This is a genomic window from Corynebacterium sp. Marseille-Q2823, assembly GCF_903645345.1.
In the GTDB taxonomy this organism is placed as follows: Bacteria; Actinomycetota; Actinomycetes; order Mycobacteriales; family Mycobacteriaceae; genus Corynebacterium; species Corynebacterium hiratae.
Genome location: NZ_CAHJXS010000007.1, coordinates 1 through 15,304, shown reverse-complemented (window position 1 = coordinate 15,304; position 15,304 = coordinate 1). Strand labels below are relative to the sequence as shown.

Annotated in this window: 13 protein-coding genes, 1 tRNA gene and 1 pseudogene; 10 read left to right on the top strand and 5 right to left on the bottom strand. The window is 60.4% G+C overall.

What is annotated here, in order from left to right; translation table 11 throughout:
* Nucleotides 1–2: 2 nt before the first annotated feature.
* Genes HWX44_RS08960 through HWX44_RS08950 form a run of 3 tightly spaced genes read left to right on the top strand, consistent with a single transcriptional unit; the run spans nt 3 to nt 3,872 of the window.
* Entirely contained in the window at nt 3–1,115 is a 1,113-nt protein-coding gene (locus HWX44_RS08960) for a potassium channel family protein (RefSeq protein WP_049156104.1), read from the top strand.
* On the top strand, nt 1,115–1,849 hold the full coding sequence (locus tag HWX44_RS08955) for an NAD(+) diphosphatase (RefSeq protein ID WP_175974260.1): 735 nt from the start codon (nt 1,115–1,117) through the stop codon (nt 1,847–1,849). Before HWX44_RS08960 ends, HWX44_RS08955 begins: the two co-directional genes overlap by 1 nt.
* A complete protein-coding gene (locus tag HWX44_RS08950; RefSeq protein WP_175974370.1) occupies nt 1,821–3,872 on the top strand; it encodes an ATP-dependent DNA helicase UvrD2 in 2,052 nt (683 codons plus the stop codon). Before HWX44_RS08955 ends, HWX44_RS08950 begins: the two co-directional genes overlap by 29 nt.
* Here HWX44_RS08950 and HWX44_RS08945 read toward each other — a convergent pair.
* On the bottom strand, nt 3,869–4,699 hold the full coding sequence (locus tag HWX44_RS08945; RefSeq protein WP_175974258.1) for a hypothetical protein: 831 nt from the start codon (nt 4,697–4,699) through the stop codon (nt 3,869–3,871). The genes HWX44_RS08950 and HWX44_RS08945 overlap by 4 nt on opposite strands.
* 72 nt (nt 4,700–4,771) lie before the next feature.
* On the opposite strand from HWX44_RS08945, the gene HWX44_RS08940 reads away from it, so the two are divergent.
* Nucleotides 4,772–5,269: a M48 metallopeptidase family protein gene (locus HWX44_RS08940; RefSeq protein ID WP_071407235.1), complete on the top strand. Its 498-nt coding sequence runs from the start codon at nt 4,772–4,774 to the stop codon at nt 5,267–5,269.
* Here HWX44_RS08940 and HWX44_RS08935 read toward each other — a convergent pair.
* A complete protein-coding gene (locus tag HWX44_RS08935; protein ID WP_175974256.1) occupies nt 5,266–6,681 on the bottom strand; it encodes a zinc-dependent metalloprotease in 1,416 nt (471 codons plus the stop codon). The two genes, HWX44_RS08940 and HWX44_RS08935, sit on opposite strands and share 4 nt — an antisense overlap.
* A 93-nt stretch (nt 6,682–6,774) precedes the next feature.
* Between HWX44_RS08935 and HWX44_RS08930 the strand changes: the two genes are divergently transcribed.
* A complete protein-coding gene (locus HWX44_RS08930) occupies nt 6,775–7,851 on the top strand; it encodes a YlbL family protein (protein WP_175974254.1) in 1,077 nt (358 codons plus the stop codon).
* A 20-nt stretch (nt 7,852–7,871) separates the two neighbouring features.
* Here HWX44_RS08930 and HWX44_RS08925 read toward each other — a convergent pair whose 3' ends face one another.
* A complete protein-coding gene (locus HWX44_RS08925; protein WP_175974252.1) occupies nt 7,872–8,546 on the bottom strand; it encodes a beta-N-acetylglucosaminidase in 675 nt (224 codons plus the stop codon).
* A 77-nt stretch (nt 8,547–8,623) separates the two neighbouring features.
* Entirely contained in the window at nt 8,624–9,214 is a 591-nt protein-coding gene (locus HWX44_RS08920) for a PPA1309 family protein (protein WP_046647475.1), read from the bottom strand.
* Nucleotides 9,215–9,337: 123 nt separating this feature from the next.
* Between HWX44_RS08920 and HWX44_RS08915 the strand changes: the two genes are divergently transcribed.
* The 5 genes from HWX44_RS08915 (at nt 9,338) to HWX44_RS08895 (ending at nt 14,265) form a co-directional block, all read left to right on the top strand.
* Nucleotides 9,338–12,319, top strand: coding sequence for a UPF0182 family protein (locus tag HWX44_RS08915; RefSeq protein ID WP_175974250.1), 2,982 nt, complete (start codon nt 9,338–9,340; stop codon nt 12,317–12,319).
* Between the two features lie 156 nt (nt 12,320–12,475).
* Nucleotides 12,476–12,552, top strand: a tRNA-Met gene (locus HWX44_RS08910).
* A gap of 182 nt (nt 12,553–12,734) precedes the next feature.
* A complete protein-coding gene (locus tag HWX44_RS13515; protein WP_074432572.1) occupies nt 12,735–13,169 on the top strand; it encodes a lactococcin 972 family bacteriocin in 435 nt (144 codons plus the stop codon).
* Between the two features lie 18 nt (nt 13,170–13,187).
* Nucleotides 13,188–13,763, top strand: a complete 576-nt coding sequence (locus HWX44_RS08900; RefSeq protein WP_175974248.1) for a hypothetical protein — start codon at nt 13,188–13,190, stop codon at nt 13,761–13,763.
* Nucleotides 13,756–14,265, top strand: coding sequence for a hypothetical protein (locus tag HWX44_RS08895; protein ID WP_157034525.1), 510 nt, complete (start codon nt 13,756–13,758; stop codon nt 14,263–14,265). The genes HWX44_RS08900 and HWX44_RS08895 overlap by 8 nt, the downstream gene beginning before the upstream one ends.
* Nucleotides 14,266–14,333: 68 nt before the next feature.
* Here HWX44_RS08895 and HWX44_RS08890 read toward each other — a convergent pair.
* Nucleotides 14,334–14,473: pseudogene (locus tag HWX44_RS08890) on the bottom strand (IS256-like element ISCoam1 family transposase); the annotation flags it as partial.
* Nucleotides 14,474–15,304 lie beyond the last annotated feature (831 nt).

Here is a 15,304-nt window from a genome sequence, read left to right as displayed (position 1 = left end):
TCGTGCCCAAGCACTTAAGAAAACGCATTACGTCGCGTTTTTTATCGCAGGTTGAGCTGACCTCGCAGCCTGACCACGCGTTGCTCGATGTCATCACGATTCCGCGCACGCAAAGCACCAGCCCGTGGAAGCAACTGGCGCGCCGCGTGATATGGGCCATGGGGCTGATGGTCTTTGTCACCATCATCGTCTTTTTCGACGGTGACGGGTATAGCGAGGATTTGTCTTTCTTGGATGCCGCTTATTACTCAGCGGTGTCGTTGACCACTGTGGGCTACGGCGATATTGTCCCCGTGACCCCCACCGCGCGTTTCATTAACCTTATTATCGTCACCCCGGCCCGCCTGCTCTTCCTTGTTTTGTTGGTCGGTGCTACCTTGTCGGTTCTGACGGATCGAGCCCGTCGCACGTTTGAAATCCAGAATTGGAGAAAGCAATTGCGTAACCACACCGTCGTCATCGGCTATGGCACCAAGGGCGCCGGTGCGGTCGCCGCGCTGATCGCCGACGACGTCCCAGCCTCCCAAATCGTGGTCGTAGACAATAACCGTGCGGCCCTAGCCAGTGCCGAGCACCACGGCCTCGTCACCATCTATGGCTCCGGAACCAAGCAGGACGTCCTGCGCATCGCCGGTGCGCAGCACGCCTCCTCCGTGGTGGTGACTCCGTCCACGGACGATACCGCGGTGCTGTGTACGTTGTCCGTGCGCGAGCTTAACCCTAAGGCCAAGGTGGTCGCGTCTGTGCGTGAATCTGAAAACCGCCACCTTCTCCTCCAATCCGGCGCTGATTCGGTGGTGACCTCGGCGGAGACGGCCGGCCGCCTGCTGGGCCTTGCTACCGTAACGCCAACCGTGGTGGAGATGATGGAGGATCTCCTCTCACCAAATGAGGGTTTCTCCGTGGCGGAGCGCGCGGTGCGCGAATTCGAGGTGGGCTCCAACCCGCGCCACCTGGCCGACATTGTCCTGGCCGTCTTGCGCAACAACGAGCTGCACCGCGTCGACACGGCAGATGCGTACGCGCTCAAGCCCGGTGACCGCCTGCTCTATATCAAGCACGAGATGCAGCAGGCCGCGGAAGATTCCGATGAAGACGAGGACGAAGGCAACTAATGTTCCTTCCTGTCACCGAGACCGGCCGCGTCCCGGTTACGCCACAGGGCCAGCCGGTCTTTCTGGCTGAGCCGGCGGGGGACATCGTGGTCACGGCCGGGGCCATCCATGCTTTCCTACTGGGCACCGAGGCCGCCGAGCGGCTCGGCGCGCTGCGTGATGCCACCTTCTTTAACGGTCAGCGCGACATCCTCAAAGCCCTGCATCTGATCCGTAACCGTCGGGAAGCGCGCTTTGATCCGCGCAGCGGCCGCGAGCTGTCTTATCCCGCGCCCGGGGCGGTGGGGCGCGACGGCGAGCGCCTCGTCTTCCCACGCCTTGATCCCGCAGTCATCGGCATTATCCGTCACGCAGAGTCGGACCAGATCCTGTTGGCGCGTAACCGCCACCGTCCTAACTTCTTCTCCTTGATTGCCGGCTATGTGGATCCCGGTGAGACCCTCGAAGAAGCGATGATCCGGGAGGCACTGGAAGAGACCGGCCGCCGCGTGGAGTCAGTCAAGTACTGGGGTTCACAGCCGTGGCCGCCGAGCGGTTCGTTGATGGTGGGCTTTTCCGCGGTCACGGAGGATGTCCAACCCGTGTGCGATACTGACGAAGAGCTCGCTGAGGTGCAGTGGGTGTCCCGCGCCGAGCTTCCAACATTGACCATTGCCCGCCAGGGCTCAATTGCACACACGATGATTATGGAGTGGTTCCACGGTGATGAGACCGGATCTGTCCCTGCTCGATGAGGACCAACGGGCCGCCGCCACGGCGCCGCGCGGCCCGGTCTGCATCCTGGCCGGTGCCGGAACGGGCAAAACTCGCACGATCACCTATCGCATCGCCCACATGGTGGATCAGGGCTTCGTCAACCCGCAGCGTGTTCTGGCTGTCACTTTTACCTCTCGTGCCGCGAGTGAAATGCGCGAGCGTCTCAACCAGATGGGTGTCGGGGGAGTACAGGCTCAAACCTTCCACGCCGCGGCGCGCCGCCAACTGAAGTACTTCTGGCCGCAGGTCGCCGGGGATCTGCCGTGGCAGCTCATCGATAATAAGTTCAGTCTGGTTGCACGTGCGGCGCGTTCGCTCGGTCTGGACAATAACAAGGACACCATCCGTGACTTCCTGGGGGAAATCGAATGGGCGAAGTCTTCGTTGATCAGCCCCGAGGGCTATCCCGGCGTCATCGAGTCCACGGACCGTGAAGCACCGGGGGATCCGGCCAAGGTGGCGGAGGTCTTCCGCCGCTACGAGGATATGAAGGCCACCCCGGATCTCATGTACCTTGATTTCGATGATTTGCTCATGCACATCGCGGGCGCCATCGAGAACGTACCTGCGGTGGCGGAGGTCTTCCGTGAGCAGTACCGCACCTTTGTCGTCGATGAGTACCAAGACGTGACGCCGCTGCAACAGCGCGTGCTGGAGGCCTGGCTGGGGGAGCGCGATGACCTGACGGTCGTGGGCGATGCTAACCAGACCATTTATTCCTTCAACGGAGCTTCCCCGGAGTACCTGCTGAATTTTTCCCGCACGTATCCGCAGGCCACGGTGGTAAAGCTGCAGCGAGATTACCGCTCCACTCCGCAGGTGACGGATTTGGCCAACGAGGTCATCTCGAAGGCCACGGGCCGCGCGGCGGGAACCCGCCTGGAGCTGCAAGGTATGCGCGAGCCTGGCCCCGAGCCCACTTTTAAGGCCTATGAGTCTGAGGAGATCGAAGCCAAGGAGGTCGCGGGCCAGGTTCTGACTTTGCTCAACCAGGGCGTGAAGGCTTCCGAAATCGCAATTCTCTACCGCATCAACGCGCAATCAGAGCAGTTTGAGCAGGCGCTTGCCGACGCCGGAGTGGTCTACCAAGTCCGCGGCGGCGAGGGATTCTTCCGCCGCCCAGAGATCTTGGAGGCCATCCGCGTGCTCATCGCTGCCACGCGCCGTGATGATCTGCCGAATGATCCTGTGGCCGTGGCACGTGCGGCCTTCGTGGAGCTGGGGCTGTCCGCCACGGAGCCGCAGGGCGCGCAGGCGCGTGAGCGCTGGCAGTCGCTCACGGCATTGGTGGATCTCATCGCGCAGATCGTGGAGGACCACGAAGGGATCGACCTGCCTGGCGTGCTGGGGGAGCTGCACCGCCGATCCGAAAACAAGCACAACCCCACGATGGAGGGCGTGACCCTAGCGACCATCCACGCTGCCAAGGGCTTGGAGTGGGATGCGGTCTTCCTCGTTGGCCTCACCGAAAAACTCTTGCCCATTAACCACGCCATCAAGGCCGGCGATGAGCACGTGGAGGAGGAGCGCCGGCTGTTCTATGTCGGCATTACCCGTGCGCGCGAGCACCTGGCTTTGTCGTGGGCGTTAGCCAAGACCACCGGTTCGCGGGCTTCGCGTGAGCGAACTCGCTTCCTTGACGGCGTGGTGCCGGGAATCGAGGAGAGCCAGTCATCGAACCGTCGCTATCGCCCGCGCCGCTGCCGCGTGTGCTCGGGCCAGCTCAGCAGTCCCGCCGAAAAGGTTCTGGGGCGCCACGAGTGGTGCGAATATGAGGGCGATGAGGATGTCTTCAACGCGCTGCGCGCCTGGCGCGCGTCCGTTGCTAAGGACTCCCAGGTTCCTGCCTACGTCGTGTTTTCCGATGCCACCCTGCAAGCCATCTCGGAGGCGCTTCCCGCCAGCGAGGCCGAGTTGCTCGACATCTCCGGGGTAGGCCCCTCCAAGCTGGAGCGCTACGGCGCGGAGGTGTTGCAGATCATCGCCTCTACCCGGGGTTAGGCACCGGCGCAGAACGTACAGCGTGGGTGCTCCATCAACAGCCGGTGTTGCTCGATCCCGTAGGGGTCTATCTCCTTAAGCTCCCCGGCTAACGGCTTGCCGCCGGGAGCCCCGGGCGGGGCGGGCCTTCCCAAAAGGCGGCGGATGGTGACCACAGCATGCATCACTATTGCGGTGCGCACGATCGGATCCCCCGGCGGTTCTACCGCGGCGGCGCGGCGCGCCACCTCGTGCCACTGCTCGTCCGCATCGATGCGGTGCAGATGCGCGCACAGTGGGCAAGGCCCCGCGCCGGCTACGCGGACCGGACCGATGATGCCGCGGGCATCCAGCATCGATACCGGTAGCCACGTCGCCGAGGGTTTGTGCAGGGCTTGTGCCCATTCCGTCGCGCCGTCCAGCATGTCGACGGCGACAATCGGCAGGTGCCCGGCCACGTTCGCGATGTACTCGGAGGGTGTTTCGCTGTGGAGAGGGGAGCGGGGCTGGAAGGAATCGTTCAGGAGGACGTCGCGTAGCTCGTTAGCGAGGGCCGACGTACCCAGCACGGCCACGCGCTGCGGCTGGGGCGCTGGCCACAGAACGCGGTAACTGATCAGATCATCAACCAGGCTGCGGGCAGCAGACGGGCTGGTGCCGGTATTTTCGATGGATTTTTCAATGGTCTGCCGGGTCAGCGGGGTGCGCAACCGATTGAGCAGGCGTGCCAGTTGTGGGTGGGCCTCGAACACGCCGACGCGCGTGGCATCCATCCCACACTGGAGCATCCCGGGCTCGCGCTCCAGGATTGTGGTTTCCGGCGCCAGCATATACGTCTGTGCAGACATGGTTTCCTCCCCGTTGATGACCCACCCCAGCTGTGCTTAGCCATCATTGCACCACAGGTAGAATGCCCTGTCATGTCGAACAACCCCGAGGTCCGTGTCATTCGCTCCGCCCGGCGCCGTCGCACCGTCCAAGCCCGCGTTGTTGATGGCGTTCTCGAGGTGCGCATTCCTGCCTGGATGTCGGCAGCAGAAGAACAGAAAGCAGTGGATGAGATCGTGGCGAAGGTGCGCAAGAAGCACACCTCGTCGCAGCGTTCCGATGCCTCTCTCACCGCCCGCGCACGCACGTTGAACACTCGCTATTTGGACGACCGCGCCACGGTGGGATCCATTCGGTGGGTCAGCAACCAAAAATCCCGCTGGGGTAGTTGCACTACCTCAACGGGAGATATTCGGATTTCTGACCGGCTGCAGGACGTCCCCGACTATGTGCTCGATGCGGTCATCATCCACGAGCTGACACATACCTTCATTCCGGGCCATGGCCCGGACTTTTGGGAGTGGGCCGACCGCGCCCCCAAAGCAGAACGCGCGAAGGGGTACCTCGAGGCCTACCAGCGTTTCCGCTAGTTCTCTTCCTCCGGCCCGTCCTTTTTGTCCTCGTCGCCGTCGGCGTCTGCGCCCTCACCAGCGCTATCGCTGGCATCGTCCCCGGCATCCTGCTGGCGGAGCATCTCCTCCAGCTTGGAGAATTCTGCCTCAAAGCCCTCATCGGGATTGTCATCGAGCAACCCGTCGATGAAGGACGCCGGGTTCTCCAAGTGCTCGGCCGTGGGCAGAAGATCCGGATGGTCCCAGGCGGAATCGCGCTTATCGGCGCCCACCGCGATGGTGGCGCGGCGCCACAGCTCAGCGGCGGCCTCCACCTTCGGGGCGTTGAGTTCGATGCCGACGACCTGGGAGAAGGCCTTCTCCGCGGAGCCGCCAGTGGAGCGGCGGTGCGTCCATGCCTCAGTCATTGCCTTTGTGGACGGGATGCGCTCTCCCAGGGCCTCGGTCACCACGTGCTCAACCCAGCCCTCGACGAGCGCTAGGAGGGTCTCCAGGCGGGAAGCGGCTCCCGCGTTGCGCGAGGTGATCCGCGGGGACAGGTCCATGCCCTGTAGCTTGTTCATCGCGTCCTGGATGGCCTGCGGGTCACCGGGTTCCAGGTTGAGCTCGCGTGTGGCTTCCTCGATATGGGAGGTATCGATGACCAAGCCCATGGCGTATTCCTCGACGGAGGAGACGAGGCGCTCGACCAACCACGGCACATGCTTGAACAGGCGCTGGCGGGCGGCTTCACGGGCGCCGATGTAGACGAGTACTTCCTGGCCCGGAACGTTGAGATCGCGCGCGATGGCCTGGATATTGTGCGGCAAGAGTGCGGTGGTGCCTGCGGGGGAGACAGGCAAGCCGAAGTCGGAACCGGTCAGCGCCTGCGCAGCTAGGTCACCGAGGGCGTGGCCGAGCTTCATCCCGAAGTTCATGCCAGACATCGAGTTCATCATCGAGGTCATCGGGCCCATCATCTCGCGGGCCTCCTCCGGTAGGGATTCCAACTGCGCGGAATTCATGTGTTCGGCTACCGGAGTGACCATGCGCTGCCACATCGGCAGCGTCTCATCCAGCCACTGCGCGGAATTCCACGCGGTCACGGTGCCGGACGCGGTGGGCAGAATCGTGGCATCATCCAGCCACAGTTCTGCCAGCCGCACGGCTTCTTGCACAGCGGTGCGGTCTTGCTCGCTGACCTCTTTATCGCGGGAGATCTGCTGGTGCGCGATGCGCTTGGCCAAGTCATAGTTGACCGGGCCAGCACCCTCCGGGGAGTTCATGGAGGAACCCATGCCGGACAGCATCTGGCCGAACTGATTCAACAGGTCTCCTAGGCCACCGTTGCCCGCGCTGAAGCCGAAGGCGCCGAACGGGTTCTGGTCGCGACGATCGTTATCATCGTCATCGTCGTTATTGGGGAAGGAAAAACCGAATCCGTTGCTCATGGGCCCTAATCTACTAGGTTTCCTAGCGCGGATTCTAGGACCACGGCAACGCTGAGAGCGAACAGGCAGCCTAAGGCTGTAGGCTGATCCTCCGTGAAAACCCCGCAGAACCCCCGAGCCCGCCGCCTGTCCACCCTCACGTGGGGAGCCATTCCGGTGGTGTTGACGGGAGCCCTGCTCAGCATCGACCACATTCCCGGCACCGATATCACCTTGTCCGTTCCCTACGCCGCCGAAGGACCAGGGCCCACCGTGGACACTTTGGGCGAGGTGGAAGGTGAGCCGGTGGTCAACGTCGAAGCCCCAGAGACGTTCCAGCCGAAGGGGCATCTCAACATGACCACGGTCTCTGTGCGCACCAACATGACGCTAGCCCAGGCCCTGGGCCGGTGGCTGTTGACGGATGACACCATCGTCCCCATCGAGAATGTTATCCCGCAGGGCAAGACAGATAAGGAGGTCCAAGAGGCCAATCAGCAGGCCTTTACCCAGTCCGAGTCAGCGGCCACGGTCGCCGCCATGGACTATCTGGACAAGCCCGTGCGGATTGAGGTCGCACAAGTCCTCGACGACGGCCCCGCAGCAGGCGCGCTTGACGACGCCGACATCATCACCACCGTCAACGGTGACAAGGTCACGGAGCCTGGCCAAGTGCAAGAGAGGATTCGTGCTCTTCAGCCTGGCGATGAGGTGGAGCTAGGCATCGTTCGCAAGGGCGAGGAAAAGACTGTCGGGGTCACCCTCGGCTCCCACCCAGAGCAGGGGGACGTGGCCCTGCTAGGCATCCTTATGACCTCGGTGCCCACCGAGGACATCACGGTGGACTACAACCTGCAGGACATTGGCGGGCCCTCGGCCGGCATGATGTTTACCCTGGCGGTGATTGACAAGCTTTCCAGTGAGGACCTCACCGGCGGGCGCTTCGTTGCCGGCACCGGCACCATCGGTGAGGACGGCGAGGTCGGCCCCATCGGTGGCATTGTGCACAAGGTAAGCGCAGCGCAGGAGGCAGGCGCCGAGCTTTTCCTCGCCCCAGCCGATAATTGCGCGGAGGCGGTTAGCCGCGATACCGGGGACATGGTGGTGGCCAAAGTCCACACGCTGGACGACGCCATCGAGGCCATGCACAACTTTGCCGAGGGAAGCCCCGTCGAGACCTGCGAAGGCTAGACCTTAAGGCAGTTGCGGCCCTAGACCAGGCCCAGCTCCTTAAGGCGCTCTTCCGGATCGTCCTGGTCCGTGGAGATCATCTGCTGCATGATAAGGCCCTCATCGTTATCAACCACGGTGAGGATGGCCGTGTTGCCCAGCATGGACCAGCCCACGACGCGGCTACCGCTGTCCTCGAGGACGCGGGAGCTGCGCAGCTCGGTGAGCACCTGGGTGGTCTGGGAAGCCTTGGTCTTCGACTTGAAGAACTGGAACTGGCCCACCTCCGATCCGGAGCAGTTGAAAGAATCCGTCACACCATTGGGATCGCAGCGGTCGAATTGCGCGAAGATCTCTTCCGGCACGAGGCCACCGAAGATCTCATAAGCCTGCTCCACAGAGTCGGTGAACTTGCCGCTGGGCTCAGCGGACTCGCTTGCGTCTTTGTCCTTCCGAGCAGCGGAGCTTCCGGCTGCAGAGGATTCATCCTCCGTCTCCGAGCTGTCAGCAGACTCGGACGTGGCGGGAGTAGTCGTCTCGGATTCCTCGGCGGAGGTGGCCGGGGCCGGCGCGCTGGTCTTCTCCGCAGCGGTGGTTGCTTCGCTCGCAGGTGCCGGCTCAGGGGCGGGCACATCGTCCTTCCCACATGCGGTGAGCAGGCAGCCGGTGGCAAGCACGGCCGAAGCTGCGGCGGTGAAGCGGGATGTCAAGCGCACGAGAGACTCCTCTATCAATTGCGTGCCCAGCCCCGAGAGCTGAGCGCTAATGGCCACTGCATTCTGAGTTTAGTCGATTAGAGTATTTCCTCCGGATCCTGCTCCAACCCGTAGCGCAAGGCAGCGATGACCCCCGGTGCCACATTCGGACCGCCGCGCAGCTGAATATCATCTTCCGCGAAGGGGCCGGCTTCCGCGAGTTCCTCCTCGGTTGGACGCAGTTGCAGCAGGGTGAGCTCGGCGCCGTTCTCCTCGAACTCCGTGGTGCCGTCCGCGGAGCCACCGTCCATAGCTGTAGCGCGCAATACCCCGGAGAAGAGGCGGGCGGGGCGGGCGTCGGCAAGCGCGGCGTCTGAGGTGTCCTTAAACGTGATCTCCTGTGCCAGGATGACCCCGGCGATCTCCTGTGGCCAGGCCAGGCGGGAGACGTAGTCCGCGAGGTGCTCGGAACCCGGCTCGATGCCTTCCGGCAACTCTTGCACCACGAGCGTGAGGGGAGAGGAGTCGTCGACGTCACCGAGCTGTGCGGCCACCAGCTCAGTGGGGACGAGAGCAAAAAGGGTAGGAGGCGCATCCCAGCCCTCGGCGTGGATGAAGTCCACGGCTTCGCGCATGGCCTTGTTGAGCGCGCGGTGTACAGCGGGCTGGGAGGAAGGTTGGGAACTCATAAGCGTCCTTGTTCGTTGACGGTCATAGTGCTTCTCTAGACTAGAAGCTTGATACCTCTATATTCGCACGACACTTGATTGGAGCTGGAGTTGGCTTCCGGACTCAACCGACCCACCGCCCCGATGAAACGTCCACCCAAATTTCTCTCGTGGGTTGTCGCCATCATCGCGGTCCTCTTGTTCATTGGCCCCATGCTCGTGGGCTTTTATACAGATTGGAAGTGGTTCGGCGCGATTGAGTACCGCGGGGTCTTCACCAAGACCCTGGTGACGCGCATCGTGCTTTTCTTCCTCTTCGGCCTCGTAGCGGCAGCCATCACCTACGTGGCAGGCCTCGTGGTCTGGCGGGGGCGCGGGGACTCGATGGACATGGCGGATTTCAATTCCCCGGTCTACCAGTACCGCAAATCCATTGAGAGCACGATGAACGTGTTCTTGAAGGTTATCCCGGTACTCGTCGGTGTCGTCTCAGGCCTGTTGGGGCAAGCAAACTGGCGGACCGTCATGCTCTTCCTCAACTCTCACGATTTTGGGGTAAAGGATCCGCAGTTCAACCACGACCTCGGCTTCTACGCCTTCAGCCTGCCGGTGTGGACGATGTTGGTCAGCGCCTTCTCCATGCTGCTGGCAGTGTGCTTCCTCATTGCGTTGGTGGGGCACTACATTCTCGGCGGTATTCGCCTGGGTAACCGCGCCGCTGGCGTGCGTGGTTCGCTCTCGAAAGCCGCACGCACCCAGCTGGCCGTGACCGCCGGCCTGTGGATGTTGCTGCAGGTGGCTGGGTACTGGTTGGGCCGCTACCAGCTGCTCTACACCGAGCACTCGCTGTTTACGGGTGGTTCCTACACCGACATCAACGCCTACCTGCCGGCCAAGATCATCCTCATGATCATTGGCGTCTTCGTGGCCGTGGCAATCTTCTCTGCAGTGGTCATCAAGGACCTGCGTATCCCTGGCCTGGCCGTGGTGCTCATGGTTCTGTCCTCGTTGGTCATCGGCCAGGGCTGGCCGCTCATTATGGAGCGCTTCTCCGTCAACCCGAACCGTCAGGCCAAAGAGGCGGAGTCCATCTCCCGCAACATCGAGTCCACCCGCTTTGCCTACGGCCTTACCGATGACAAGGTGACCTACGAGGAGAACTGGGGCGCGGAGGACGTCGCCGATGACAAGGTTGCTTCCGATGACTCCACCATTTCCAACCTGCGCCTGCTGGACCCGGATATTTTGGCGCCGACGTTTACTCAGATGCAGCAGCTGAAGAACTTCTACGGTTTCCCAGAGACGCTGGCGATGGACCGCTATGAAATCGACGGCGAGCTGCGTGACTTCGTGGTTGCGGCCCGTGAGCTGGATCCGAATGAGCTGCAGAAAAACCAGCAGAACTGGATTAACCGCCACACCGTGTACACCCACGGCAACGGTTTCATCGCGGCGCAGGCCAACACGGTCGATGAGGTGGCTCGTGACGCCGGTTCCGCCCGTGGTGGTTTCCCCATCTTTACTGTGGCCGACCTGCAGACCCAGGCAGGCGAGGACGCTGAAGGTGAGGGCGAGACCCAGAGCGCTGAGGAGTCGCTCGGCATCAAGGTGGACCAGCCGCGCATTTACTACGGCCCGGTGATCGCCAGCGCCCAAGACGGCATGGACTACGCCATCGTGGGCCAGACGGGCGACGCCGCCGTGGAGTACGACACCGATACCGCCACCTACACCTACGACGGCAAGGGTGGCGTGGACATCGGCAACATTGTCGACCGCACTGCTTTTGCCCTCAAGTACCAGGAACTGAACTTCCTGCTCTCGGACCGCGTGGGCTCGGAATCCAAGCTGCTCTATGACCGCGATCCGCGCGAGCGCGTAGAGAAGGTCGCCCCGTGGCTGACTACGGATTCCTCCACCTACCCGGCGGTCATTGACGGCCGCATCAAGTGGATCGTTGACGGCTACACCACCCTGGATTCCTTGCCGTACACGCAGCGCACCTCCCTGACAGAGACCACCCAGGATGCACAGAACCCGACGGGTACGACGCAGCGTTTGGTCAACGATCGGGTGGGCTACATCCGTAACTCGGTCAAGGCGACTGTCGACGCCTACGATGGCACCGTCGATCTCTACGAGTTCGACACCGAAGACCCCGTGCTCAAGGCATGGGAGGGTGTCTTCCCGGGCGTCGTCAAGCCCGAGTCGGAGATCTCCGACGAGCTGCGTCAGCACATGCGTTACCCGGAGGACATGTTCAAGGTGCAGCGCAACCTGCTGGCCAAGTACCACGTGGATGACCCGGGCGTCTTCTTCAACAACGACGCCTTCTGGTCCGTGCCGGAAGACCCGACCGCAGGCGAGGCTCAGGGCCTGAACCAGCCGCCGTACTATGTGCTGGCTTCCGACCCGGAGACTAACAAGCCGAGCTTCCAGCTCATCACCTCCTACCGCGGTCTGAACCGCCAGTTCCTCTCCGCACACATGGCGGTGTCCTCGGACCCGGACACCTACGGTGACATCACCGTGCGCGTGCTGCCGACGAACACCCAGACCCAGGGCCCGAAGCAGGCCCAGGATGCCATGATGTCTTCCGACCAGGTGGCGCGTGACCGTACCCTGTGGGAAGGCTCGAATGATCTGAAGAACGGTAACCTGTTGGCCCTGCCGGTGGGTGGGGGAGAGATCCTCTACTTGGAGCCGATTTACTCGCAGCGTAAGGGCCAGGAGTCTGCGTTCCCGAAGCTGCTTCGCGTGCTCGTTTCCTACAAGGGCCGCGTGGGCTATGCGCCGACGATTGGTGAGGCCCTGGAGCAGGTGGGCATCGACCCGAAGGCCGCCCAGGACATCACCGAGATTGAGGGTGACTCCGGCAATGAGACGGAGAAGGATGGGCAACCTGCCGATGGAGACAAGAAGGACGCAAAGGACTCTAAGGAGTCCGAGGCTGCCGCACCGGCATCCGCACCGAAGGCATCTAGTGAAGGCGAGGCTATCGACGCCATCAACAAGGCTCTCGATGGCGTGGACAAGGCCAAGAACGGATCCTTCGAGGAGTACGGCAAGGCCTTGGACGAGCTGGATAAGGCAGTGGAGGACTACCGCTCCCTGCAGTCTCAGTAATTCCGGACTGGCGCCGGTGCAAAAGCCCGGCGCCCGACCGTGAAATGGCGCCTGCCCAGGGGATTTGGGTGGGCGCCATGGTGTCTGTATAGTTACATCCGTCGCCAGCACACGGGACAGTGTGCAGAGCGCTTGATGTTTGGAAGTACATCTCGACGCGGGGTGGAGCAGCTCGGTAGCTCGCTGGGCTCATAACCCAGAGGTCGTCGGTTCGAATCCGGCCCCCGCTACCAACTTCCGAGACCCACCAGTCTCTTCGGCTGTTGGGTCTTCTCGTTTTGCTGTCCTCGCCGCCCATCGCAGCTCAAGCCATTTGATGATAGATTTAAAGTGTCACTCAGTTACTTGATTGACAGCTGTTCGAATGGCCTACTAGGCCTTGCCCCCAGTTCCGCTCAAATACAAGGAGACTCGCATGAAACGCACGCTCAAGGGAGTGCTTGCATCCATCGTGGTTGCTGGACTAGTCCTTGCAACTCCCCAAGCTATTGCTCAAGAAAATCAGTCCGAACCATCCATCCCTTATAGTTTCGAACGAATTTTAACATGGGATGAAGAGGGGAACCCCACTTCGGGGGTTGTGACTTTTGATGTGGACACCACAATCATAAAACCCCGGGCCACGGAGAATGTCGGCGGTGGCACCTGGACCTATGGGAGCCGCTACACATCTGACGGTTCCAAGATTTGCACGTCTAAATACATACACAGGACAAAGACCCACACCGCCACGGCCACTATGGGTACCAAAACTAGCTCCAGGACCGCTAAGCCCGGGAGCTGGGCTTCCGCTAGTGTGACAGGCGGGAGCTCCGCGGGAATCTGCAACGCGTACTGGTCCACCCAATAGGTCCTTTCGTTAGGCCTCATGAACAAATTCATTCTCCCGACAGCCTGCCTAGCCATCGCCGTGGGTTATGCATTTTCCCATGCAACATCAACAGCTATGCTCGAAGGGCAGGCGAACGGGCTACTTTTCTCACGCAATCTAGTGGGGCAAATCATGGGGTCGGCGTCTTTATGGATAAGCTGCGCATTTCTGGCAGGAAAATCCATATCGGGCAGAACACTACTCTCATCGTTTGTCGGAGTACTTACACTCCTTTTTATGTTGGCAGTCCACTATGCGACGGGCGCGCTTCTCGGATTTTTTTCATCTAGTATTTTTTCTGATAACCAGATTTGGTTCCTCGCTGCATTGCCTGCAGGAATGATATTTGGCTTATTAGGCTCTTTATCGAACAGAATCCCTTTGCTTAGCTTAATTCTCGCATTGTGTTTCTTAGCTGAACCTTTCGTAGTTGGATATATACCTGGGTTGAAATCTCTTCCCTGGACAACTGTTCTTGCCGGCCAGATTGCCGGAATTTTCTTGATATGTGTAGGTATTCTTATTGGTTATATAGCCTGCAAGGAAGCCATTAAGGGTGGTAGAAATGGGTAACATGCTTATATACGGGGTTAGCTCCGAGCAATCTTGGGACGTAGCGGAACAACTGGCTGCAAGCTTTTCTGTAATAGTTAAAGATGATGAAATTCAGTACGATTTCCCAAGGGATATTACAGTCGTGCAAGAGGGTGAAGATTTACCTGAATTATCCCCTCTAAGAGGGTTTATCGTGTTTTTCGACGTCAGCGATGAACCAGAATCGGTAGCGCGAAAGATTTATATCGATGAATACTTTGAAAAACTTCAGCATCTGACTAGTCAGGCACTCTCTGCTGTATCCTCCGGTGGGAGCATTGTTTTTGCAGCTCTCAATTCCTATGGACCACCAAATACCAAGGAGGCTGAAAGGTTTTTCAGGGTTCTTGAGAACCTTGACAAATCGGATGTGAGCAAGCACTTTTTGGGAACACATAAGGCGATGCAGGCGCCTGGAATAGAGATTTGCTCCCCTGAGGAACTTAGCGGTTCTGTCCGGGCTCGGGTGGCACTTTCCTGAGTGAATGTCATTCGACCCAATCGGGAGAGCGACAAAAGGTTTGTCCGGGTTTTGTCCCGTGTTGGGGGTTAGGCTCCTATCCATCTTTTTGTACGCCTAGGTTGTGGTTGTAGTCGGTTGGGATAGCGTTGTCGTAGAGGGCTGGTCGTCCTGTTTATTGTTCGGCTTTGTTCTCGTTGTGGACCGTGGTGTTGACTTTGGCAAGTTCTGCCGGAAGTTGGACCTAACGGGTCAGGTCCAAGCGCTTGCGCTCACTCGTGAGGACGTGACGAATACGCAAGACTCACTGGCAGTAACAGTGCGGGCAGAACACTCCAAGACTCACCGGGGTCGAACCGTACCGATGCTCGACTCACGGTGTAAGTGGTTCTGGTTAGAACGAATCAAGACAATTGACCCCAGCGATCCGCTTATTCCCGCACAGGGGGATACACACTCGCATTGGCGGACAGATAATGCAGTCAAAGCGTGCGCGGCGCTCTATAAAGATATCGGTGTTCAACTCGAAGACCAGGCTATCTCCTCGATGAGGTCTCACGCCTGGCGTACCGTGCTGATTAACCGCGCGATCGCTCGCGGCGTTCCCGCTGAGATCCGTAGCGCCTCCTTTGGACACACTGAAGCGATGAACGCGCGAAATCACACCGACCTCACTGATGTGTCGGCCATGCAGTCGGCACTTGAAGATGGTGCACTAGATGGTGCACTAGAGGGATGATTCTGGAAGATTCTAAATGGTTCTAAATGATCGAAAATGCCTCTAAACAGCATGGTCAGAATCGAATAACGCCTGTTAGGCTCGAATGTAATCCGATAACCCAGAGGTCGTCGGTTCGAATCCGGCCCCCGCTACCAACTTCCAAGAGGGATTCGCGGAACTGGTTAGTCCAGATTCGCGAAACTCCCCAGAAACAGAAAAAGCACCCTTCACCGGGTGCTTTTTCTGTTATTAAACCGTTCTCCCGCACACCAAACCGGGATGATCCGCACATCCCACATACTACGTGCCCCCCTCACCCGCACCACCCCAATTCTCACG